At 63.5% G+C, this 19,468-nt stretch carries 19 protein-coding genes and 1 pseudogene; 8 read left to right on the top strand and 12 right to left on the bottom strand.

Translation table 11 applies throughout. From position 1 onward, the window contains the following. Window positions 1-142: 142 nt before the first annotated feature. The gene (locus B0E50_RS08345; protein WP_077440725.1) at window positions 143-328 is read left to right on the top strand and encodes a hypothetical protein; all 186 of its coding nucleotides are present in this window, start codon (window positions 143-145) and stop codon (window positions 326-328) included. Window positions 329-410: 82 nt separating this feature from the next. On the opposite strand, the gene pepN is transcribed toward B0E50_RS08345, so the two are convergent. Next, entirely contained in the window at window positions 411-3,062 is a 2,652-nt protein-coding gene (pepN, locus tag B0E50_RS08340; protein ID WP_077440724.1) for an aminopeptidase N, read from the bottom strand. Window positions 3,063-3,126: 64 nt separating this feature from the next. Here pepN and B0E50_RS08335 point away from each other — a divergent pair, with 64 nt between their 5' ends. Both B0E50_RS08335 and B0E50_RS08330 read left to right on the top strand, forming a co-directional pair. Then, window positions 3,127-4,140, top strand: a complete 1,014-nt coding sequence (locus B0E50_RS08335; RefSeq protein WP_077440723.1) for an aldose epimerase — start codon at window positions 3,127-3,129, stop codon at window positions 4,138-4,140. Then, window positions 4,137-5,099: a pyridoxal-phosphate dependent enzyme gene (locus tag B0E50_RS08330; RefSeq protein ID WP_077440722.1), complete on the top strand. Its 963-nt coding sequence runs from the start codon at window positions 4,137-4,139 to the stop codon at window positions 5,097-5,099. Before B0E50_RS08335 ends, B0E50_RS08330 begins: the two co-directional genes overlap by 4 nt. Here the strand turns inward: B0E50_RS08330 and B0E50_RS08325 are convergent, their stop codons facing one another. The 3 genes and pseudogenes from B0E50_RS08325 to B0E50_RS18400 all read right to left on the bottom strand — a co-directional run. After that, a complete protein-coding gene (locus tag B0E50_RS08325) occupies window positions 5,100-6,203 on the bottom strand; it encodes a sterol desaturase family protein (protein ID WP_077440898.1) in 1,104 nt (367 codons plus the stop codon). Window positions 6,204-6,273: 70 nt separating this feature from the next. Next, on the bottom strand, window positions 6,274-6,723 hold the full coding sequence (locus tag B0E50_RS18405; protein ID WP_254427232.1) for a DMT family transporter: 450 nt from the start codon (window positions 6,721-6,723) through the stop codon (window positions 6,274-6,276). A gap of 75 nt (window positions 6,724-6,798) precedes the next feature. After that, window positions 6,799-7,058, bottom strand: a pseudogene (locus B0E50_RS18400) (EamA family transporter); the annotation flags it as partial. A 182-nt stretch (window positions 7,059-7,240) separates the two neighbouring features. On the opposite strand from B0E50_RS18400, the gene B0E50_RS08315 reads away from it, so the two are divergent. Beyond that, window positions 7,241-7,831 carry a DNA-3-methyladenine glycosylase I gene (locus B0E50_RS08315; RefSeq protein WP_077440721.1) on the top strand — a complete coding sequence of 197 codons (591 nt, stop codon included), beginning with the start codon at window positions 7,241-7,243 and terminating at the stop codon, window positions 7,829-7,831. 85 nt (window positions 7,832-7,916) lie between these two features. On the opposite strand, the gene B0E50_RS08310 is transcribed toward B0E50_RS08315, so the two are convergent. The 6 genes from B0E50_RS08310 to bioB form a co-directional block, all read right to left on the bottom strand. Further along, window positions 7,917-8,600, bottom strand: coding sequence for a pyridoxamine 5'-phosphate oxidase family protein (locus tag B0E50_RS08310; RefSeq protein ID WP_077440720.1), 684 nt, complete (start codon window positions 8,598-8,600; stop codon window positions 7,917-7,919). Between the two features lie 253 nt (window positions 8,601-8,853). After that, window positions 8,854-9,735 carry a malonyl-ACP O-methyltransferase BioC gene (bioC, locus tag B0E50_RS08305; protein WP_077440719.1) on the bottom strand — a complete coding sequence of 294 codons (882 nt, stop codon included), beginning with the start codon at window positions 9,733-9,735 and terminating at the stop codon, window positions 8,854-8,856. After that, entirely contained in the window at window positions 9,732-10,517 is a 786-nt protein-coding gene (gene bioH / locus B0E50_RS08300) for a pimeloyl-ACP methyl ester esterase BioH (RefSeq protein ID WP_077440718.1), read from the bottom strand. Before bioH ends, bioC begins: the two co-directional genes overlap by 4 nt. Next, on the bottom strand, window positions 10,514-11,290 hold the full coding sequence (locus B0E50_RS08295) for a sulfurtransferase (RefSeq protein WP_077440717.1): 777 nt from the start codon (window positions 11,288-11,290) through the stop codon (window positions 10,514-10,516). The genes bioH and B0E50_RS08295 overlap by 4 nt, the downstream gene beginning before the upstream one ends. A 72-nt stretch (window positions 11,291-11,362) precedes the next feature. Then, a complete protein-coding gene (gene bioF / locus B0E50_RS08290) occupies window positions 11,363-12,565 on the bottom strand; it encodes an 8-amino-7-oxononanoate synthase (RefSeq protein WP_077440716.1) in 1,203 nt (400 codons plus the stop codon). Continuing rightward, window positions 12,543-13,601, bottom strand: coding sequence for a biotin synthase BioB (bioB, locus tag B0E50_RS08285; RefSeq protein ID WP_077440715.1), 1,059 nt, complete (start codon window positions 13,599-13,601; stop codon window positions 12,543-12,545). Before bioB ends, bioF begins: the two co-directional genes overlap by 23 nt. 153 nt (window positions 13,602-13,754) lie before the next feature. On the opposite strand from bioB, the gene B0E50_RS08280 reads away from it, so the two are divergent. Together B0E50_RS08280 and B0E50_RS08275 are read left to right on the top strand one after the other, a co-directional pair. Further along, window positions 13,755-13,961 carry a hypothetical protein gene (locus B0E50_RS08280; RefSeq protein ID WP_077440897.1) on the top strand — a complete coding sequence of 69 codons (207 nt, stop codon included), beginning with the start codon at window positions 13,755-13,757 and terminating at the stop codon, window positions 13,959-13,961. Between the two features lie 11 nt (window positions 13,962-13,972). Next, window positions 13,973-14,686 carry a ComF family protein gene (locus B0E50_RS08275; protein WP_077440714.1) on the top strand — a complete coding sequence of 238 codons (714 nt, stop codon included), beginning with the start codon at window positions 13,973-13,975 and terminating at the stop codon, window positions 14,684-14,686. 11 nt (window positions 14,687-14,697) lie between these two features. On the opposite strand, the gene B0E50_RS08270 is transcribed toward B0E50_RS08275, so the two are convergent. Continuing rightward, window positions 14,698-15,675, bottom strand: a complete 978-nt coding sequence (locus tag B0E50_RS08270; RefSeq protein WP_139350804.1) for a sulfotransferase — start codon at window positions 15,673-15,675, stop codon at window positions 14,698-14,700. A 255-nt stretch (window positions 15,676-15,930) separates the two neighbouring features. Here B0E50_RS08270 and B0E50_RS08265 point away from each other — a divergent pair, with 255 nt between their 5' ends. Together B0E50_RS08265 and B0E50_RS08260 are read left to right on the top strand one after the other, a co-directional pair. Then, window positions 15,931-16,317 carry a GtrA family protein gene (locus B0E50_RS08265; RefSeq protein WP_077440712.1) on the top strand — a complete coding sequence of 129 codons (387 nt, stop codon included), beginning with the start codon at window positions 15,931-15,933 and terminating at the stop codon, window positions 16,315-16,317. After that, window positions 16,314-17,306 (top strand): glycosyltransferase family 2 protein, encoded by a 993-nt coding sequence (locus B0E50_RS08260; protein WP_217343256.1) that lies wholly within the window; start codon window positions 16,314-16,316, stop codon window positions 17,304-17,306. Before B0E50_RS08265 ends, B0E50_RS08260 begins: the two co-directional genes overlap by 4 nt. 17 nt (window positions 17,307-17,323) lie before the next feature. On the opposite strand, the gene B0E50_RS08255 is transcribed toward B0E50_RS08260, so the two are convergent. Then, the gene (locus B0E50_RS08255; protein ID WP_077440710.1) at window positions 17,324-19,330 is read right to left on the bottom strand and encodes a hypothetical protein; all 2,007 of its coding nucleotides are present in this window, start codon (window positions 19,328-19,330) and stop codon (window positions 17,324-17,326) included. Window positions 19,331-19,468: the final 138 nt, after the last annotated feature.

Raw genomic sequence — 19,468 nt, 5'->3', positions numbered from 1 at the left:
TGTGCCGGGCCGCGGCAGCAGATGACGTGCAGCGTCAGTCGCGCGATGTGGATCGCGAATCGATTGTGATGAACATCACACATTGGCACGGGCGATGCATCTTCCCGCTTACCAACACGAACCCATGCGAAGGGGACATACCATGGACATGAACTTCAACTTCGAGCCGGTTTATCCACGCCATGATCTGATGATCGAGATTGGCCAGATCGAAATGGCGATGGACAGCCTGGAAGAGCGTGCTGACAACGAGCGCGTTGCGCTGCAGCCGGACCTGGAATCGCGCATGCAGAGCCTGCTCGACGCACTGGACCATCTGGCCGTCTGAATCCGGCGAGGCGTGTGCGCGGCGAACATGCCACGCGCACGGATGGAGATACTCAGGCGCCTTGCGAACGGCCTGCCGGCGCTCAGTGACTGAGCACGTTGCCGATGATCTCGGCCAGATTGCGCGAAAGCGCGCCGTGTCGGGCCAGTCCGGCAATCGCCACGCGTGCTGCCTCGCGACGCTGCGGTTCCAGCCGCTGCCACCCGTTGAACGCCGTGGCCAGTCGTGCCGCGAGCTGCGGATTGAGCGCATCGAGTGTGAGCAGGCGCTCGGCGAGCAGGCGATAACCGGCGCCGTCGGCGCGGTGGAAACCGCTGGGATTGCCGCGCACGAAGGCGCCGAACAGCGCCTGTACCCGATTCGGGTTCTTCAACGTGAATGCCGGGTCCTGCTCCAGCAGCAGTACGCGTTCCAGCGCGGCATCGCCCGGCAACTGCGCCTGTACGGCAAACCATTTGTCCAGCGCCAGCGCGTTGTCGGCATGGCGTTCGCGATAATCCGCCAGCACCGCGGCAGCTTGTGCGGCGTGGCCGTGTACCAGCATGGTGAGCGCGGCGAGCCGGTCCGTCATGCCGGGCGCGCTGCGATATTGCACTGCCGCCAGTACTCGGGCACTGCCGCCATCTGCCAGATTCAACAGCTCCAGCACGCGCCGCTTGAGTCGCCGTCGCGCCTGGCTGAGGGCGTCGAGCTCGATGCTGGCATGCGCGTCCAGCGTCTGGAAGCGCTGGCGCAATGCCATCGCGCCAAGCCGTTCGGCCAGCCGCTGCTGCAGGCGCTCGCGCAGCATGTGGATGTGCTGCGGGTCGATGCCCGTCTCGCGTTCGGCCAGTTCGATCTCGCCCGGCGGGGTCAACAGCTCGGCCAGCAGCGCGTCGTCGATGGTGTCGTCCTGGAAAAGCTGCGCCAACGCCTCGCACCACGCCTGCAGGGCGACATCGGCGACGCCGTCGCGCAAATTCTCGTAGGCGCGGATGGCCAGCTGCTGGCTGGCCTCCCAGCGATTGAAGCCGTCGATGTCATGGCGCAGCAGCAAAGCAAGCTCTTCCGGCGTGTAGTCGCAATCGAGAATTACCGGCGCGGAGAATCCGCGCAGCAGCGATGGCACCGGTGCGGTGATGACATTGTGGAAGACAAAGCGCTGTTCGGCCTGTGTCAGCACCACGATCCGCTCGGTTTCCGGTTTGGCCGTCTGGCCATCCATCTGCAGCGGCAGCATGTCACCGTTGCGTGTGAACAGTGCCAGCTTGACCGGAATCGGCAGCGGCGTACCGGGTTCATGATGCGTATCGGCCTGGATCTGCTGGGTCAGGGTCAGGGTGTATTCGCGGCTGGCAGCATCGTAATGGCCGTGTGCCTTCAGGCGCGGCGTGCCGGCCTGCGCATACCAGGCCAGATACGGGGTCAGGTCGGTTCCGTTGGCCTCGCCCAGCGCAGCCAGGAAATCCTCCAGCGTGGCGGCGCGACCGTCGTTGCGCTCGAAGTAAAGATCCATGCCACGGCGGAAACCCTCCCTGCCCAGTCGTCCGGCCAGCATGCGGACCAGCTCGGAACCTTTCTCGTACACGGTGGCGGTGTAGAAATTGTTGATTTCGCTGTACTGCGCCGGGCGCACCGGATGTGCCAGCGGTCCTGCATCCTCGGGGAACTGCGCGCGACGCAGCAGGGCGACATCCTCGATGCGCTTCAGAGGCGCGGAGTTCATGTCCGCGGAGAAACTCTGCTCGCGGAAGACCGTCAGCCCTTCCTTCAGCGACAGCTGGAACCAGTCACGGCAGGTGACGCGGTTGCCGCTCCAGTTGTGGAAGTACTCATGAGCGACCACCGCCTCGACATGCCGGTACTCGTCATCGGTGGTCGAGTCCGGATCGGCCAGCAGGTACTTCGCGTTGAAGATGTTGAGGCCCTTGTTCTCCATCGCACCCATGTTGAAGTCGTGGGTGGCGACGACATGGAACACGTCCAGGTCGTAGTTGCGACCATAGGCCTGCTCGTCCCAGCGCATCGAGCGTTCCAGCGCGGCCATCGCGTAGTCGCAGCGGGCGATCGCGTCGGCCTCGGCCCAGATCTTCAGCTGTACGGCGCGTCCATCGGCGGTGACGTAGTCGCGCTCTATCTTTTCCAGCCTGCCGGCCACCAAGGCGAACAGGTAGCTGGGTTTCGGATGTGGATCGACGAAACGTGCCCAGTGTCGTCCACCTTCCAGCTTGCCGGAACCATCAGGGTTGCCGCCGGCCAGCAGCACCGGAAAGCGTGTGTGGTCGGCGCGCAAAGTGACGGTGTAGCGCGACTGTACGTCGGGCCGGTCGGGGAAGAAGGTGATGTGGCGAAAGCCTTCGGCTTCACACTGGGTCAGCAGGAAGCCCGCTTCGCGCGAGCCGGACAGGTACAGACCTTCCAGCGTGGTATTCGCAGCCGGGCGAAGGCGTACGCGGGTTTCGAGCACGCTGCCATCATGGGCACCATCCACTTCCAGTACGTTGCCGATGTAGCGGTATGCGGTGGCGGGAAGAGGCTGGTCATCCAGCGCAATTGACAACAGTTGCAGGTTCTCGCCATCCAGCCGCAGTGGTGCCGTCTGTGCAGGATCGCGGCGCAGCAGCAGGCGAGCGACTACTTCGCTGGCATCGATACCGAGGTCGAAATCCAGCTCGACCGTCTCGACCCGCCAGGCGGGAGCACGGTAATCATCGAGGCGGATCAGTGTGGGAGCTTGCTCGGATAGTGCGTTCATGCGGACAACAATGGGTGGTGAGCGATCAGGCTAACATGGGGTGCTTTAACGGCAGGAGAACCCCATGATCCCAACGAACGCCGCGCGATATGCCGTCGAGCGTGCCCGGCTGGGTGAACAGCCGATCGTCGTGCTGACCAGTCCCGACGGCAGCCGGCGTCTGCGTGTCGCATGCCATGGCGCGGCCCTGTTGAGTTTCGAAGTGGCCATGGACGGTGCCATGCATGATCTTGCCGATGGCTACCGCGATGCCGCCGAAGTGGCCAGTCGGCCGGGTTCGCGTTTTGCGATCATGGTGCCGTTCGCCGGGCGCATTGCCGATGCGCGCTATACCTTCGATGGCCAGCCGCAGGATCTGCAGCCCGGTGCCGTCGGTGCTGCCCGCGCCAGCCGGCACGGCTTCGTGCGCGACACGGAGTTCGAGATCACGGCACTGGAAGCGGATGAACAGGGTGCGCGGGTGACGCTGAGCACAACGTCGATTCGTCCGCAGCCCGGTTATCCGCATGCGATCGATCTGACAGTGACATTCACGCTGGATGCCGGCGGGATCACCCTGGAGGCGCGCATGCGCAATGTCGGCGACAGCACGGCTCCATGTTTCTTCGGTTGGCACCCGTACTTCCGTTTGGCCAATACCACGGTTGATGGCTGGCAGTTGCAGATTCCGGCGCAGACGCTGATCCGTACCGATGCCGAGCTGATCGCGCTGCCCGGCGCGGCGGCGTTCGTGGCACTGGATGATGTGCCGGCGCTGGATTTCCGCACGCCGCGGCTGCTCGGCGACAGCGTTCTCGATCATGAATACGCGAACCTGGAGGCCGACGCCGATGGCCGGATCCGTACCCATCTGCACGATCCGTCCAGTGGATTGGCTATCGCGGTGTGGCAGGAGCGCGGCGTGATGCACGCATTCACCGGTGACACGATAAGCCGCGATGCGCGCCGCGCGATCGCGCTGGAGCCGATGGAGTGCATGGCCGATGCGTTCAACCGACCCGAATGCGCCGACGCGATCCGCCTGCTGCCCGGTGCCGAGCGCAGCTTCCGTTGTGGTGTGGAGGTCCAGTTGCCATGAGTACATTGCAGGGTACGTTGCCCAGCTTCGAACAGATCCGCGATGCCGCCGCGCGGATTGCACAGCATGCGCGGGTCACGCCGGTGCTGCGCAGCGACGCGTTGGATGCGCTGAGTGGCGCCGAGCTGCACTTCAAATGCGAGAACCTGCAGCGCGGCGGCGCGTTCAAGTTCCGCGGCGCCTGCAATGCGGTATGGGCGTTGAGTGATGAACAGGCTGCGCATGGCGTGGTCACCCATTCCTCCGGCAACCACGGCAATGCGCTGGCGATGTCTGCGGCCACGCGCGACATTGCCGCGCATGTGGTGGTGCCGGAAGGCGCAGTGCGCGCAAAGATCGAGGCGATCGAGCGCGCCGGCGCAATCCTGCATCGCTGTGCGCCGACCCAGGCCGCCCGTGAGGCGATGACAGCCGAGGTGGAAAAGACCACCGGCGCTGTGCTGGTGCACCCGTATGCCGACACCCAAGTGATGGCCGGGCAGGGCACCCTCGTACTCGAGTTGTTGCAACAGGCACCGGGGCTGGATGCGCTGATCACGCCGGTCGGCGGCGGTGGTCTGGCCAGCGGTGCGGCGATTGCAGCACATGCGATCAATCCGTCATTGGTCTTGTTCGGCGCCGAGCCGCAGGGCGCTGACGATGCTGCGCAATCACTGGAGCATGGTTCCCGCGTCACCACCGTGGTACCGGACACGCTGTGCGACGGCCTGCGTGCGCTGGTCGGCGAACGCAATCTCGATGCCTTGCGCGCCCATCATGTTGACGTGATCACCGTCAGCGATGCGGAAACCATCGCGGCGATGCAACTGCTGTGGTCGGAGCTGAAACAGGTGGTGGAAGTGTCCAGTGCCACCGTGCTGGCCGCGATCCTCAAACAGCGTGAGCGCTTCGCTGGTCGCCGCGTCGGCGTGGTGCTGACTGGCGGCAACGTCGATCTGCAGGCGCTGCCCTGGTATTAGTCAGGCCACTTCCGCAGATGCGGCGTTGCTGGCCTGATCCGCTCCGGCTCCGGCTGGCGACTTGTGTTCGAAGATATGCAGATCCAGCTGGCTGACCGGAATCGGCCGGTAGCCTTCACCGAACGCCACCTCGCCGGGTGTCCAACCTTCGATGCAGCGCACCGCGCCCCAGAAGCGCTTCAGCGCCGCCCAGTGCAAGCCGACCAGGCCGTGGTCGTTGTCGGCATCGACGACCGGGTCACCCACGCCGGTCGGCCGCAGCGGCTCGCCGTACAGCGAGGTGCGGAACAGCACGTCCCAGATCGAGAACACCTGGCCGTAGTTGCAGTTGTGCAGCGTGGGCCGTTCGGGATCGACCAGCATGTGATGCAGGCGGTGGAATTTCGGATCGACGAATACCCGCTCGAACACGCGGCCGAAACCGATGCGCGTGTTCGTATGCGAGAAGTTCTGCACCAGCTCGCCGAGCAGCATCAGCCACGCGAACTCGTCCGGGTCCACGCCGATCACCAAGCCCACCACGGCCAGGATCATCGACTGGATGAAGCCATCGACCAGGCTGCCGCGATCGTTGGTCCAGCAGCTCATCTGGCGCGTGCTGTGATGCATGCTGTGCAACGCCCACCACCACGGGATCGCGTGCTGGGTGCGGTGCATCCAGTAGTACACGAAGTCGTAGATGACGTAATAAACCCCAAACAGCACGAACGGATGCTGGTTGAACCACGGCACCCAGTGCGTCAGCGCGAGCGGCGAGCCGGTGCTCGAGGTGGCGGTGTCGGCGCCGCCGAACAGGTGGCTGAACGGGGTCAGCACCAGATAGGTGAACAACGGAAAGATGCCAAGCAGCATCAGCAAGGTGTAGTTGCGGTCGACCAGGGTCAGCTTGCGATCGGTCCACTGCTCGGCTGGAAACCAGGTTTCCAGCGGACGGAACAGAAAGCCGATGATGCCCACCTGCAGCGCCGCGATCATCAGCGACGCGGCGATGTCATCGGGATCCCCGGCCAACCCGTTCAGATGCACCACATCCAGGAAGGGCACGACCGCATGGGCACTCAGCCAGCTGACTCCATGAGTCCATAATTGAGGCAGATCAAACATCGGCATTTCTTCAGTTCCGGCAGCGTTACATGATATCGCTGCATGCAAGCCCGGAGGCTGAATGGCGGGCTCAGGCGCGTTGCCGTGCACCGACGCCGCTGACCGCGACCAGCCCCAGCAATACCAGCGCGATGCCGATTACCTCCATCATGGATGGCTGTTCGTGCAGGATCATCCACGCCAGCAGCACGCTGACAATCGGCACGCCGAGGCTGGACAGGCTGGCCACCGTGGTGGGCAGCCGCTGCAGCACGATCGACCACAGCCACCAGGCCACGGCGGAAGCCAGCACCACGCTGTAGGCAAGGCCACCGATGAAGGCCAAGTCCCAATCGATCGAACGCTGCGGTACCGCCAGCGCCACGATGCCCAGTGCCACACCACCGGCCAGCATCTGCCATGCGGTGATGTTGAGTACCGAGAGCATATGCGCGCGGAACAGGCGCTTGCTGAGCACGGTGCCGGTCGCCCAGGCGGCGCCGCCGGCCAGCGCCAGCGTGGTACTAAGCACGCTGCCCATGCGATGCCACGGCTCGATGATGCACAGCAGTCCCAGCGCCGCCAGCGCCAGCCCCAGCCAGTGTCGCCGGGTCGGCTTTTCGCCGAGCAGCAGCCACGCCAGCAGCACAGCCCAGAACGGCATGGTGTAGGCCAGCAACGCTACATGGCCGGCGCCACCATCGAGCAACGCCCACTGCTCCAGCCCCTGGAACGCGGCGGTCTGGCACAGGCCGATCAGGATGGTCGGCAGCAACGGTGGCGGCCGAGCAGTGCTGCAAACAGCACGCTCGCGCCAAGCAGGTAACGCAACGCGGCGAAATCGAACGGCCCGGCATGCGCCAGCACCTGCTTCATCACGATCCAGCTGTACGCCCAGAGCAGGATGGTGACGAGCAACGCAGGAACGGCACTGCGCTGTGGTGACGAAAGAGGGGACATGACGAAACAGCCGGGAGGGAGCGACAAGTCTAACGGTGTCGGCTAGGGTGTGCCGGCGTACCCACACCTAACGTTGCCCTTCTCACTCCATGCCTGCCATGTCCAAGCCATCCGATCTGCCACGCTGCCACTGGGCCATCAGCAGCGACGCCTTGATGTGCCACTACCACGACACCGAATGGGGCACGCCACTGCATGACGATCGCGCCCTGTTCGAGTTCCTGTGCCTGGAGGGCGCGCAGGCCGGCTTGTCCTGGCGCACCGTGCTGGCCAAGCGCGAGAACTACCGCAAGGCCTTCCACAACTTCGAGATCGCCCGCGTTGCGGCGATGAAGGATCGCGAACTGGAAAAACTGCTGCTCGATCCCGGTATCATCCGCAATCGCCTGAAAGTCACGGCCACACGCGACAACGCGATCGCCACGCTGAAGTTGATCGAGGAATTCGGCAGTCTGGACGTCTATCTGTGGTCATTTGTCGACGGCAAGCCGCTGGTCAATCGCTGGCGCGACAAGGGTGAAGTGCCAGCCAGCACCGAGTTGTCCGACCGCATGAGCAAGGCGCTGAAGAAGCGCGGCTTCCGCTTCGTCGGCACGACGATCTGCTATTCGTTGCTGCAGGCGACCGGAATGATCAATGATCATCTGGTGGGATGTTTCCGGCACAAGGTCTGCAGCGGCGGGAGGTGAGCGGCGGTTGTTGTGAATGATCGTTATCGACTCGGGGCGGCATTGGCATCGGCATATCTAGTGTCTGGAAGTCGACGGCATCCCACTATCGAAGCCGTCCTGAAGCTATCAGGGTCGCCAGCAGGTCAGGCAGGCCAATGCTTGTGGGCAGTTCGGGGGCGGGTTGGGCTGTAGTCAGCATCGTGCGCATGGGCAAGACGCCGGCCCAGACGGGAACATCTGATTCGTCGGCATCGTTGGGCGGTCCAGTGCGAACCTTTACGGTGGCCTCCTCAACTTCCATCCACAGTACAGACGTTGCTTTCACTTCTTTCTCCGTCATCGGACGTAGAGAGTCCCACCGACCAGGAAAGAGGTCATCCGTAAAATCTCGAAGTGCTTCGGCCTTTTCATCAAGGCTGTCCACCACATGCGCCGTACCGAATAGCATCGCGGATCGGTAGTTCACCGCGTGGTTCAAGGCTGACCGGGCCAGGACGTAACCGTCCATGAGGCTGCACGTTACACAGACAGGCGCCCCGTCTACTTGACGCAGGAAACGACTGCCAACCGAACCATGCCAGTAGACACGGTTGCCCTTGCGCCAGTGCAGTGTGGGCGTGACGAATGGCGCCCCGTCGATGACATAGCCGATGTGGCAGAGAGGGGAGGCGTCTAGAATGGCATGAACATCCGCGCGTTCGTAGCTGCCCAGATGATGCTCGCGCCTGATTCTGCTGCGCTCGGTTTTCGGATAGCAGGTGTCTGGCCTGGGTTCAAAGTCGGACATGGGCATCTTTCTTGTCGGTGACTAACAACGGGGGCGTAAGCGGCATACGGTGTCGATCATGCCCGTAGCTCTTGATGGCGCGAGAGCTTGGACGAGTCTTGCCATATTTCTGACACCATCATCTTTCCGAATCCTTCCGGAGTGGGCGTGGAAGCCAGTGAGAAACGGGGCCAGGTTCACTTATCGGCCGATCAAACTTGATGTTCGCTTTCGACCCATAGCGAACCTTCCAGATTCCGCAAAATCTTCGATTTCAGCGCCGCCTCGACCCGCGCAAGCTGTCGACCGAGAAGCTGGCAATCTCACCGCCATCAGAACCACGCCGCGGCTGGCCGCTCGGCGGACCCCACGCATGCGCGGTAACGACTTCCCATGTCGCCGGAATGCGGCCGTCCACGCGCATCGCCTCATAGGCAGCGAGCATGCGCTGGTAGCGTGACTTGCCGGTGAGGCCGCGTTCGCGTGTGCTGTCAGCATTGGTGGCGCCGAGACCTTGCAGTTCTTCGAGCAGCTTGCGCGGTTCGCTGTAGGTCAGGGTGTAGCGGAACACGTCCAGCACCGGGTCGCGCAGGCCGGCGGCGAGCATGGCGTCGCCGACGTCGTGCATGTCGAGGAAGCGGCTGACGTGTGGCTGCTGGTCGGCTTCGGCCCACGACGCGCGCAGTTCCTTCAGCGTATCCGGACCGAAGGTGGAGAACGCCAGCAGGCCGCCGGGTTTCAGCACGCGCACGCATTCGTTGAATAGCGCGGGCAGGTCGTCGATCCACTGGAAGCACAGGTTGGAATGCAGCACGTCGACGCTGTGGTCGGGCAGCGGCAGTGCGGTGGCTTCGGCGCAGACGCGCTGGAACGGTTTGAGCCAGCTCGCGTGCTGCTTCGCCGCGCGCAGCATCGGCAGGGCGAGGTCGACGGCGATCACCTCGGCCTTGGCATAGCGCTGCTTCAGCAGCGCACTTCCGCGGCCGGTCCCGGCACCGACGTCGATCACGCGCTGCGGTGTCTGCATATAGAAGTCCAGACGCTCCAGCAAGGCGGCCTGCACTTCACGCTGCAACACGTCGTGTTGTTCGTAGCTTTTGGCGGCGCGGCCGAAGTGACGGCGCACCAACTGGCGGTCGAGGTGGAACTCGTTCATCGGGCCTGCCCGGGATGGATGTGTGCCAGCAAGGGCTGGAGCGCCTGCGCCACCACATCGGCATGGCCGAAGAACGGTGCATGGCCGGCGTGATCGATTTCGGCGTAGCTGCCGCCGCATTGGTTGGCCGACCATTGCATCGCCTGAGGATGCACCAGGCGGTCGCGGCGGCCGGCGATCCATGCACTCGGCACACCGAGGTCAGGCAAGCCGGCGCGGCGGTCGCCGGTATCCAGGATGCGGATGCCTTCCTGCAATACGCGCAGATCGGGTTCGCCGCGGGCGAACACCAGCGTGCGCAGCTGGCGCAGTTCGGCGTGTGGATCGGCACTGCCCATCGCCTCCAGCGCGAGGAAGCGCTCGATCGTGCCGTGGTAATCGGTTTCCAGATCGGTGGCCAGCTGCTGCACCATCGCGGCATCGTTGCCATACGGCCAGCTGCCATCGCGCACGAAACGCGGCGTGGCGCACAGCATCGCCAGGCCGCGTAGCTGGTGCGGCAGATCCAGTGCGGCAGTCAACGCGATCAGTCCACCCAGCGACCAGCCCAACCAGATCGCTGGCGGGGTGATGGCGGCAATCGCCGCGGCGCAGGCACTCGGCTCCAGCGGCAGCCCGCAATCGCGTGAGTAGCCATGGCCGGGCAGGTCGACCACGTACATCGTGCATTGCTCTTCCAGCGCCTCGACCAGCGGCGCCAGCACGCCGCCGTGCATCGCCCAGCCATGCAGAAGCACCATCGGCACGGGGCCGTGGCCATGCGTCTCCATGTACAGGCTCATGCGTCGGGATCCTTGTCCTTGGCGCGTGGTGCGGGCATCGGGATGCCGGCGGGGGTCAGTGCGCTGTCCACCGCAACGCGTCCGTCGAACACGAAGCAGTCGCCGCGCCAGTGCGCGCCGTCGGTCTGTTCCAGGTATTTCAGGATGCCGCCTTCGAGCTGGAAGACGTGCGGCATGCCGAGGTCCTGCATGTGCAGCGCAGCCTTCTCGCAGCGGATGCCGCCGGTGCAGTACGAGACGATGGTCTTGTCCTCGTAACGCGCGCGATCGGCGGCGATCGCAGCCGGAAACTCGGTGAAGCTGGCGATGCGGTAATCCACCGCCTGCGGGAACTTGCCGACATCGACCTCGTAGTCGTTGCGGGTATCCAGCAATACGACCTCGCGACCCTCGTCATCATGGCCCTGATCCAGCCAGCGCTGCAGCGTGGGGGCATCCACCGCCGGTGCGCGGCCGCCTTCGGGACGGACCGTCGGCAGCCGCATGGTGATGATTTCCCGCTTCAGGCGTACCCGCAGGCGACCGAACGGCACCTCGTCCGACAACGACTCCTTCGGCTCCATATCGGCGAAGCGTGAGTCTTCATGCAAAGTGGCGATGAAGCCGTCGATCGATGCGCGACTGCCGGCGAGGAACAGGTTGATGCCTTCCGGCGCCAGCAGGATCGTGCCTTTCAGCGCCAGCGCTTCGCAGCGCTCACGCAGCCGCTCGCGCAGCGCGGGCAAGTCGTCCAGGCTGATGAATTTGTAGGCGGAGATGTTGACGATCGACATGCGGAGGTATCGGCAGAGCTAGCGGGCAATTATACGCGGCGGCGGTAAAACGCCCGTGGAGTGTCATCCACACTAGGCCGGATGTGGCGCAACCGCCGGCAATCGCAGGGTTTGCAGTGCGGCCAGCAACTGGTCGACGTGATCTTCTTCATGCACTGCCGAGAGCGTGATGCGCAGGCGTGCGTGACCCTGCGGCACGGTTGGCGGCCGGATCGCGCTGACCAGCAAACCCTGTCGTTCCAGGGCCAGTGCGGCAGTCAGTGCGGCATCGGCGCTGCCCAGCAGCAGGGGTTGGATTGCGCTGGTCGAGGCCGACAGCGGCAAGCCGAGTTCGGCGGCACCGCGCCGGAAACGATCGATCAACGCAGTAAGCTTCTGGCGCCGCCATGCTTCGGCCTGCGCCAGTTGCACGGCGGCGAGTGCGGCGGCGGCGAGTGCCGGCGGCATCGCGGTGGTGTAGATGTAGGGGCGGGCGAACTGCATCAATCCGTCGATCAGCGCGGCCGGCCCGGCGACAAACGCGCCGGCGCAACCGAGCGCCTTGCCCAGCGTAGCCATCAGCACCGGCACTTCGCGCTGGCCGAGCCCGGCCGTGCGCACGCTGCCAGAACCGTCCTCGCCCAGCACGCCCAGGCCATGTGCATCGTCGACCATCAAGGTGGCCTGTTCACGGGCACACAGGGCGGCCAGCTCGCGCAGCGGCGCGACATCGCCATCCATGCTGAACACGCCATCGGTGGCCAACAATGCGGCTGCTTCGCTGCGTGATGCCAGCTGGCGCGCAGCGGCGGCTACATCGGCATGTGGATAGCGTTTGAGTTCGGCGCCGGAAAGCTGTGCGCCGTCCAGCAGGCAGGCATGGTTGAGCTTGTCCTGCACGCAGACGTCGCCACGCGTCAGCAACGTCTGCAGCACGCCGAGGTTGGCCATGTAGCCGTTGGAAAACAGCAAGGCGCGTTCGCGTCCGGTCCACGCGGCCAGCGCTTCCTCGAGGGCCGCGTGCTCGGCGCGATGGCCACAGATCAGGTGCGCCGAGGTGCTCCCCACGCCTTCGTCATCGGCGACCCGCTTGAACGCGGCGATCAGTTGCGGATGCTGCGCGAGGCCGAGGTAATCGTTGCTGCAGAACGACAGCAGGCGCCTCCCGCCGGTTTCCAGCCATGGGCCATCGGCGTGTTCGATCGTGCGCAGCCGGCGCAACAGCTGCGCGCGATCACGCTCGGCGGTCTGGGTCGCCAGCCGGCCGAGCAGGTCAGGCCGCGACGCTGCAGCCACAACCCTGTCCGCAGCTGGCCTGATCCATGCCGGGATGATCCGTTTCGAGGATGTCCGCGTGCACGGTGCCGGCTTCCTCGACCACCTGCAGCGGATGCAGATCGAGCCGGCGGAACAGCGCGCGGTCGTGTTCCACGTCCGGGTTGCCGGTGGTCAGCAGTTTCTCGCCGTAGAAGATCGAGTTGGCGCCGGCGAAGAAGCACAGCGCCTGCACCGCGTCGTCCATCTGCTGGCGGCCGGCCGACAGGCGCACCATCGAGGCCGGCATCAGCAGGCGCGCCACGGCGATCGTGCGCACGAACTCGAACGGATCCAGCGCCGCGGTGCCGGCCAGCGGCGTACCTTCCACCTGCACCAGCTGGTTGATCGGCACCGACTGCGGATGCTCGGGCAGGTTGGCCAGGGTCTGCAGCAGGCCGGCGCGCTGGTCGCGCGATTCGCCCATGCCGACGATGCCGCCACAGCAGGTCTTCATGCCCGCATGGCGAACATGCTCCAGCGTGTCGAGCCGATCCTGGTACTGGCGGGTGTGGATCACCTCGCCGTAGAACTCCGGCGCGGTGTCGAGATTGTGGTTGTAGTAATCAAGACCGGCGGCTTTCAGGGTGTCGGCCTGCGCTCCGCTCAACATGCCCAGCGTGGCGCAGGTTTCCAGTCCGAGGCCCTTCACCGCGCGGACGATCTCGGCCACCTTCACCACGTCGCGATCCTTCGGGCCGCGCCAGGCCGCGCCCATGCAGAAACGGCTGGCGCCCGCATCCTTGGCCGCCTGCGCGCGTTCCAGCACCGCCTCGACGCTCATCAGTTTCTGCGCCTGCACGCCGGTGTCGTAGCGCGCTGCCTGCGGGCAATACGCGCAGTCTTCCGGGCAGCCGCCGGTCTTGATCGACAGCAGGGTAGACACCTGCACCGCGTTCGGATCGTGATATTCGCGATGCACCGAGTGCGCGCGATGCAGCAGCTCGTTGAACGGCAGCGCAAACAAGGCGGCCACTTCGGCGCGGGTCCAGTCGTGGCGGATGGCAAGGTCGGCCATGGAACAGCAACTCCCATACATGAGGCCGGAGAGTGTGGAAGTCGCCCTGGAGTGTGTCAACTCGATATGTTGACGAATGGTTGACGCGAGCGAGGGCGCAGTCCAGCCGTTACCATCCTGCTATCAATGCAACCTGACATGGAGTGGATCGGCATGAGTGAAGGGCAAGGCAGCAGTGGCAACGTACTCGCGGCCATCTGCAGTTTCTTTATTCCGGGGCTGGGACAGCTGGTGCAGGGGCGTTTGCTCAAGGCGATCGTCATGTTCGTGCTGGCCGCCTTGCTATGGATCATTCTGCTTGGTTGGCTGATACATCTGTGGTCAATCCTTGACGCTGCGCTGTACAAGCCAGCCCGCTAACGGAGGTGCGCATGGATGCGCTGACAAGAACCTGGTGGCAGCTGCAACGCTTCGTGCTGCCGTGGCGCTGCTTGTTGTGTGGCGCTGCAGGCGACCATGGCATCGATCTGTGTGCCGACTGTGCCGCCGAACTGCCACGCAACCGCAGCTGTTGCGCACGCTGTGCGCTGCCGCTGGCGACACCGGCGGCGATGTGTGGCGAGTGCCTGCGTAGCGCACCACCATGGGGCGCGGCATGGGCACCGTTCCGTTATGGCTGGCCACTGGATCGACTGGAGTCACGCTACAAGTTCGGTAGCGATCTCGCCGCAGGCCATGTGCTGTCGACATTATGGCGACGTGAGCCTTGTCCAATCGACCTGCCGAAACTGCTTCTGACAGTGCCACTGCACCGCAGCCGGTTGCGCCGGCGCGGCTTCAACCAGGCATTGGAACTGGTTCGTCCGCTGGCGCGCGAACTGGGTGTGCCGTGGCGTCACGACGCGCTGCAACGACTACGCCGCACCGATGCGCAAACCGAACTCGATGCCATCAGCCGCCGCCGCAACGTGCGCGGCGCATTCGCGCTACATTCAACCATCGAGCTGCCGCCTCACGTTGCGATTCTCGATGACGTGATGACTACCGGCGCCACCTTGGCTGAATGCGCTCGCGTACTCAAGCGCGCCGGTGTGCAGCGGGTAGATGTGTGGGCGCTGGCACGGGCACCGTCACCACGCGGGTGAATAGTCAGTTGTTATTTCAGTGCGTCGATAAGCAGCTCAGTGCGTCGCCACAGCTTGCCAAGCCCGGTGTAGTGACGCTCGTCGATATGCCGGGAATTCTGTTCGAGCTGCAGCAGCATGCCACCGGACTGCACTTCGCCACGAAGATCCTCATACACCGCCACGGCCTGCTGGATGACGTCGCGCCAGGCCTCGGGCAACTCGGCCAGTGCGTGATGACGCACTTTGTCGCTGTCGTAATACGCCGCCGCGCCCTTGAGATCGACACCGAGCGAGTTGCCGAGTGCCTTGAAGGTGTCCACGCCGACGCTTTCATGGAACACCGCTGACACATGCGGGAGGTTGCGAAGCATCCGCAGATACAGCTGGAGCACGAGATAGAAGCAGCGCAGGATCGACACGTGGCTGGCCCCCTCCGCACCGTTCCAGGCAGCCAGGCCGCGCACCGACATAAGCATGTCCAATGGATTGCGGAAGGTGAAGATGTAGTGCGAACGGTAAAAGTAGCGGGAATAGAAGTCGAAGACCCGTGCTGCTTCTGCCTCGGCATCCTCGGGATTGATGACCAGCTTGGCGCCTACGCGGCGATAGAGGCCAGCCAGGTGCAGCAGGTATGCGTACCAACTGGCATCGCCCTCGAAAAAGCTGGGACAGTGGCTGCTCTTGTTCTCCTGGTTGTGCCAGGCACGATGCATGGCGTTGTAGCGTGCAGCGAAATCGGCGCCTCCCCCATCATGATGCAGCGCCGGTTCGCCAAGCAGGAATACATCGTCGGAGTCATTCAGTGCGTTCTGCAGGACGGTGGTGCCGGTGCGCGCCGCGCCGATAATGAACAGACCCTGGAGATCGAGGCGACCACTAGCCCTGACCAGAGCAGGATGGCCTCCGAGTAGTTCCTGGATAGCCGCGACAGGCACGTCAGGCGTGCGCACGGCTACTGGCGGGTAGCGGCGCAGTCCCAGCACAAATCGTTCAATGAGTGATGGCACGATATCCACCCTGTCGCATTTGCCTGTTACCTGATTCTGGACAACTGTAGCGGCAAGGTCGAGTCTCCATGGAGCGCCGATTCGGTCTGCTTGCGTCAACGCCCGGATTGAATGGTCACCAGCGTTTGCCTCAAACCAAATCTGCCTTCGGCCAATGATCGCGCCCGGGGCTGGATTCTGGTATTTGTTCCATTCAGTCTGCACAACAGCCGAACCATCCTACTTAAACCTGACATTGCACCCATGGATTGAATTGTGAAGGTCTGGTTTCGTCAGCTGTTTCTGTTCGGCATCGTCGGGATGGTCCAGGTCGTCATCGATTCGGGTGTTCTGATCGGGCTGACTCATGCAGGCGCCGGTGTCGCGATGGCGAATGTCTGCGGCAGGATAGCGGGCGCGCTGGTTGGCTTTCTGCTCAACGGCAAGGCGACCTTTTCATCGGTGTCCAATCGACGACTGCACGACGGTCCGCTGCTCCGGTTCATTCTCATTTGGCTGACCCTGACCACGGTCAGCACCTTGCTGCTGGTGCTATTGCGCCAGCGTGTTCCGCTGGAATCCGTGTGGATGGTGAAGCCGGTGGTTGAAGCATGTCTGGCAGCAGTTTCCTTTCTCGTTTCGAAGTTCTGGATTTACACATGAATGAACGGGCCCGCGAGCCTTCCACCGTCGCGGTGGTCATCCCGTGCTACCGCGTCGGTATGCGGGCACTCGACGTGATCAAGCGGATCGGCCCGGAGGTTGGCTGGATCTTCGTGGTCGACGATGCCTGCCCGCTGAAAAGCGGCAGGCTGATCATGGGCGAATGTGATGATCCGCGGGTCCAGGTAATTGAGCATTCGGAAAACCAAGGCGTCGGTGGCGCTACCGTCAGCGGCTACAAGGCGGCATTGGCCACAGAGGCTCAGATCGTGGTCAAGCTAGATGGCGATGGCCAGATGGATCCCGCTCTGATCCCGAACCTGGTTCGGCTGATCCGCCTGGGCCGTGCCGACTATGTGAAGGGCAACCGTTTCTATCGGATCGGCGATGTATCAAGGATGCCGGCCGTGCGGTTGATCGGCAATGCAGGACTGTCCTTCCTGACCAAGCTGTCCAGTGGCTATTGGCAGTTGTTCGACCCCACCAACGGCTTTACCGCGATTCAGCGCGATGTCCTCGCCGAGGTGAACCTGGATACGCTGGCCCGACGCTATTTTTTCGAGTCTGACATGCTGTATGGCCTCAACCAGTTGCGTGCGGTAGTCAGCGAGATGCCGATGCCGGCCGTCTATGCCGACGAGCCTTCCAGCCTCCGGCCGATGTATGTCATCGGCCACTTCTTTCGCGGCAACCTGCGCAATTTCCTTCGGCGTGTCGTCTATACCTACTTCATTCGGAATTTTTCACTGGCGACGATCGAGCTGCTGCTATCGCTGCCGCTGATTCTGTTCGGCCTCTGCTATGGACTGATGCACTGGGTCCATGCCCTGCACAGTGGCGTGCCGGCTGCTTCGGGCGTGGTGATGGCCGCCGCGTTACCGCTGATCATCGGCACCCAGCTGCTACTGTCCTGGCTCAACTACGACGTAGCCAACCAGCCGGTCCAGCCGATCCATCTGATGCTGGCCAGGCGCAGGGATGATTCCTAGTCCGTGCGTGGTCGCCATCACCTGCTGGCTGCCGTCTCGACGTCCAGGCTGATCAAGGCGATGCCAAGTCGCCGGTCGTCACTGCTCTTGCCCAGCGTCCGCGGCGAGATGGCGGCAGGCACCGCAATGCGAACATGGTCAAGGCCGGGCGGATTGTGGAACCGCAGACGTATGGACTGCTGCTGTTCGGTGAGGGTGAAGGTCTGCGTCTCATCGCCGAGCGTCATGGTGAATGGTTTGCCGGCGTTGGGACCATAGGCGGAGGCGACCAGATGCAGGCTGGCCGAAGCCGGCAACGACTGGGTGAAATCCAGTACCACTTCGTCGGCGTCGGACCAGCGGCCAAAACCTTCGATGCCGGAAAGCCCCTGCACCGCTCCCAGGTCGGGGCTGTTGCCGCTGAAATCGATATGGAATGGCGCTTGCAGTCGATACAGCGCGAAGCCGCCAAAGTTCTGTGTCGACAGGGACGCGGCTTGCATCGGATGCACTCCAATCACCAGTGCCCATCTGCTGCCTCCGGGGAGCCTGTTCGCGTCGACGGGCTGGCCGGGCTGCAGCATCACGACTCTGGAGTCAGCCGAGTCAAGTTGGAACTGCGCCTGCACCAGCTTGAAGATGTCATCGCCAACGATCACTACTCCCGAACGCTGCGACGCAAGCAAGGCCCGCACCGTACGTGCCGCCGTGTCGTAGGTGTCAGGGATTTTTCGCTGCGCCGCTTCGAGGGCAACCAGATGCGATGCGCCCAAGGCAAACACCGGTACGAAGATCCATGCGTACAGAGTCGTGCCCAACCGCCGGCTGATGGCCCAGATCGCCAGTATGCCAAGCCCGAGCGCGCTGATCACATGGAAGAAGTGCGGATCGACTACGGCCCCGTAAAGCTCCGGTGCATCGATGCGGTTGGGGGCGAAGCCACGGAAGTGGTACCACGTGGCCAGTACAGACAGGGCACCCACGACCAGTACGGCGGCGACGTGCCTGAGCATGTGGCCGCGGGTGGGCTGTGTATGGTCATGGATGCACGAGCCAGCGACCAGGTAGAGCAGTGGCAATGCGAAATCGTAATAGCGCATGTGCAGGCGGCGCAGTGCTTCCAGCGGATTCCCGTCTGGAACGTTTGCGGTGAAATACACCGTCACTGCCACCAGCGCAAAGAGGATGGCTATGCTGAAAACCATCAATCGTTGCCGGTCGCCCGACGGGGTATCGTCATCGACGGGAATATGTCGCAACTGGAATAGACACGCCAACGGTACCGCGTACAACACGACCAGCGCCAAGCCGTGGCCGAACAGCGATCGCGCGCCGTAATGCAATAGCGAGTCGAGGTCTGGATGACGGAAACTGCTGTTGGCCTGTGCAGCATAGAAGCCGCCCAGCAGGTCCAGGCCCTGATGTCCGGCGATCAGGTAACCCAGGCCCAGCCGGATCACCAGGAACGCCAACAGTGCGGCGACAAAGCCTTGTAGTGTGCTGCGGAGCCGCGACGGGCCGCGGGTCAGCATGCCGGTTACCAGCAGATAGACGCCGTAGCCACCCAGCAGGAACAGTGCATGCAGCTTCACCAGACACATAAGGCCAAGCAACGCGCCGATACTCAGGCCGTTGCGCACCGATGCCAGCGGTGCGAGCACCAGCACCAGCCATGCAAATACCCAGAACAGGAAGAAGTACATGGCCTCGGGCATGAAAAATGCGGTGTACGTAGACACCGGTCCCAGCAGGCTGGCCAACGTCAGCAGGAGCGCCAGCCCGGTCTGCATGTACCGCTGCGCCAGCATGAAGATGAATGGCGCCGCTGCCACGAAGAAGCCCGCATTGAGCACGCCTACGCAACCCATGAAGTCGGGGCTGCACACGTTGCTGCTGCGATAGATCAAGAAGTACAAAAACGAGGGTACCTGTGCCTGTGACAACGGCAGCAGTCGGCTGTAGAGGCTGTAGCTCCACTCGTCGCCCAGCACGGAAGGACCGAGCCCGCTGTTGCGGAATATCAGGAAGATAAAGATGGCAACCATCGCCAGCCATAAAGCACGGGGAATGAGCGGGCGGTCGGGGTCGCTGGATGTCATCAGAAGGAAATTCGGCAAGTGGATGCAACGATGATGGACGAGTTTCCCCCAAAAGGCATTGCAAGCTGCCATGGGCGCTGCAGG

It is taken from the genome of Rhodanobacter sp. C01, from assembly GCF_002001045.1.
Lineage (GTDB): Bacteria > Pseudomonadota > Gammaproteobacteria > Xanthomonadales > Rhodanobacteraceae > Rhodanobacter.
Note: the sequence above shows the minus strand (reverse complement) of the source record. Positions and strands in the feature narration are given on the sequence as shown.

Excerpts from the sequence above, each read along its gene's own strand:
- bioC (WP_077440719.1), bottom strand. The coding sequence starts at position 9,735 with ATGAACGAGTTCCACCTCGACCGCCAGTTGGTGCGCCGTCACTTCGGC.
- B0E50_RS08345 (WP_077440725.1), top strand. The coding sequence starts at position 143 with ATGGACATGAACTTCAACTTCGAGCCGGTTTATCCACGCCATGATCTG.
- B0E50_RS08330 (WP_077440722.1), top strand. The coding sequence starts at position 4,137 with ATGAGTACATTGCAGGGTACGTTGCCCAGCTTCGAACAGATCCGCGAT.
- B0E50_RS08260 (WP_217343256.1), top strand. The coding sequence starts at position 16,314 with ATGAATGAACGGGCCCGCGAGCCTTCCACCGTCGCGGTGGTCATCCCG.
- B0E50_RS08310 (WP_077440720.1), bottom strand. The coding sequence starts at position 8,600 with ATGTCCGACTTTGAACCCAGGCCAGACACCTGCTATCCGAAAACCGAG.
- bioH (WP_077440718.1), bottom strand. The coding sequence starts at position 10,517 with ATGAGCCTGTACATGGAGACGCATGGCCACGGCCCCGTGCCGATGGTG.
- bioB (WP_077440715.1), bottom strand. The coding sequence starts at position 13,601 with ATGGCCGACCTTGCCATCCGCCACGACTGGACCCGCGCCGAAGTGGCC.
- B0E50_RS18405 (WP_254427232.1), bottom strand. The coding sequence starts at position 6,723 with ATGGGCAGCGTGCTTAGTACCACGCTGGCGCTGGCCGGCGGCGCCGCC.
- B0E50_RS08295 (WP_077440717.1), bottom strand. The coding sequence starts at position 11,290 with ATGTCGATCGTCAACATCTCCGCCTACAAATTCATCAGCCTGGACGAC.
- B0E50_RS08315 (WP_077440721.1), top strand. The coding sequence starts at position 7,241 with ATGTCCAAGCCATCCGATCTGCCACGCTGCCACTGGGCCATCAGCAGC.
- pepN (WP_077440724.1), bottom strand. The coding sequence starts at position 3,062 with ATGAACGCACTATCCGAGCAAGCTCCCACACTGATCCGCCTCGATGAT.
- B0E50_RS08335 (WP_077440723.1), top strand. The coding sequence starts at position 3,127 with ATGATCCCAACGAACGCCGCGCGATATGCCGTCGAGCGTGCCCGGCTG.
- B0E50_RS08255 (WP_077440710.1), bottom strand. The coding sequence starts at position 19,330 with ATGGTTGCCATCTTTATCTTCCTGATATTCCGCAACAGCGGGCTCGGT.
- B0E50_RS08325 (WP_077440898.1), bottom strand. The coding sequence starts at position 6,203 with ATGTTTGATCTGCCTCAATTATGGACTCATGGAGTCAGCTGGCTGAGT.
- B0E50_RS08280 (WP_077440897.1), top strand. The coding sequence starts at position 13,755 with ATGAGTGAAGGGCAAGGCAGCAGTGGCAACGTACTCGCGGCCATCTGC.
- B0E50_RS08275 (WP_077440714.1), top strand. The coding sequence starts at position 13,973 with ATGGATGCGCTGACAAGAACCTGGTGGCAGCTGCAACGCTTCGTGCTG.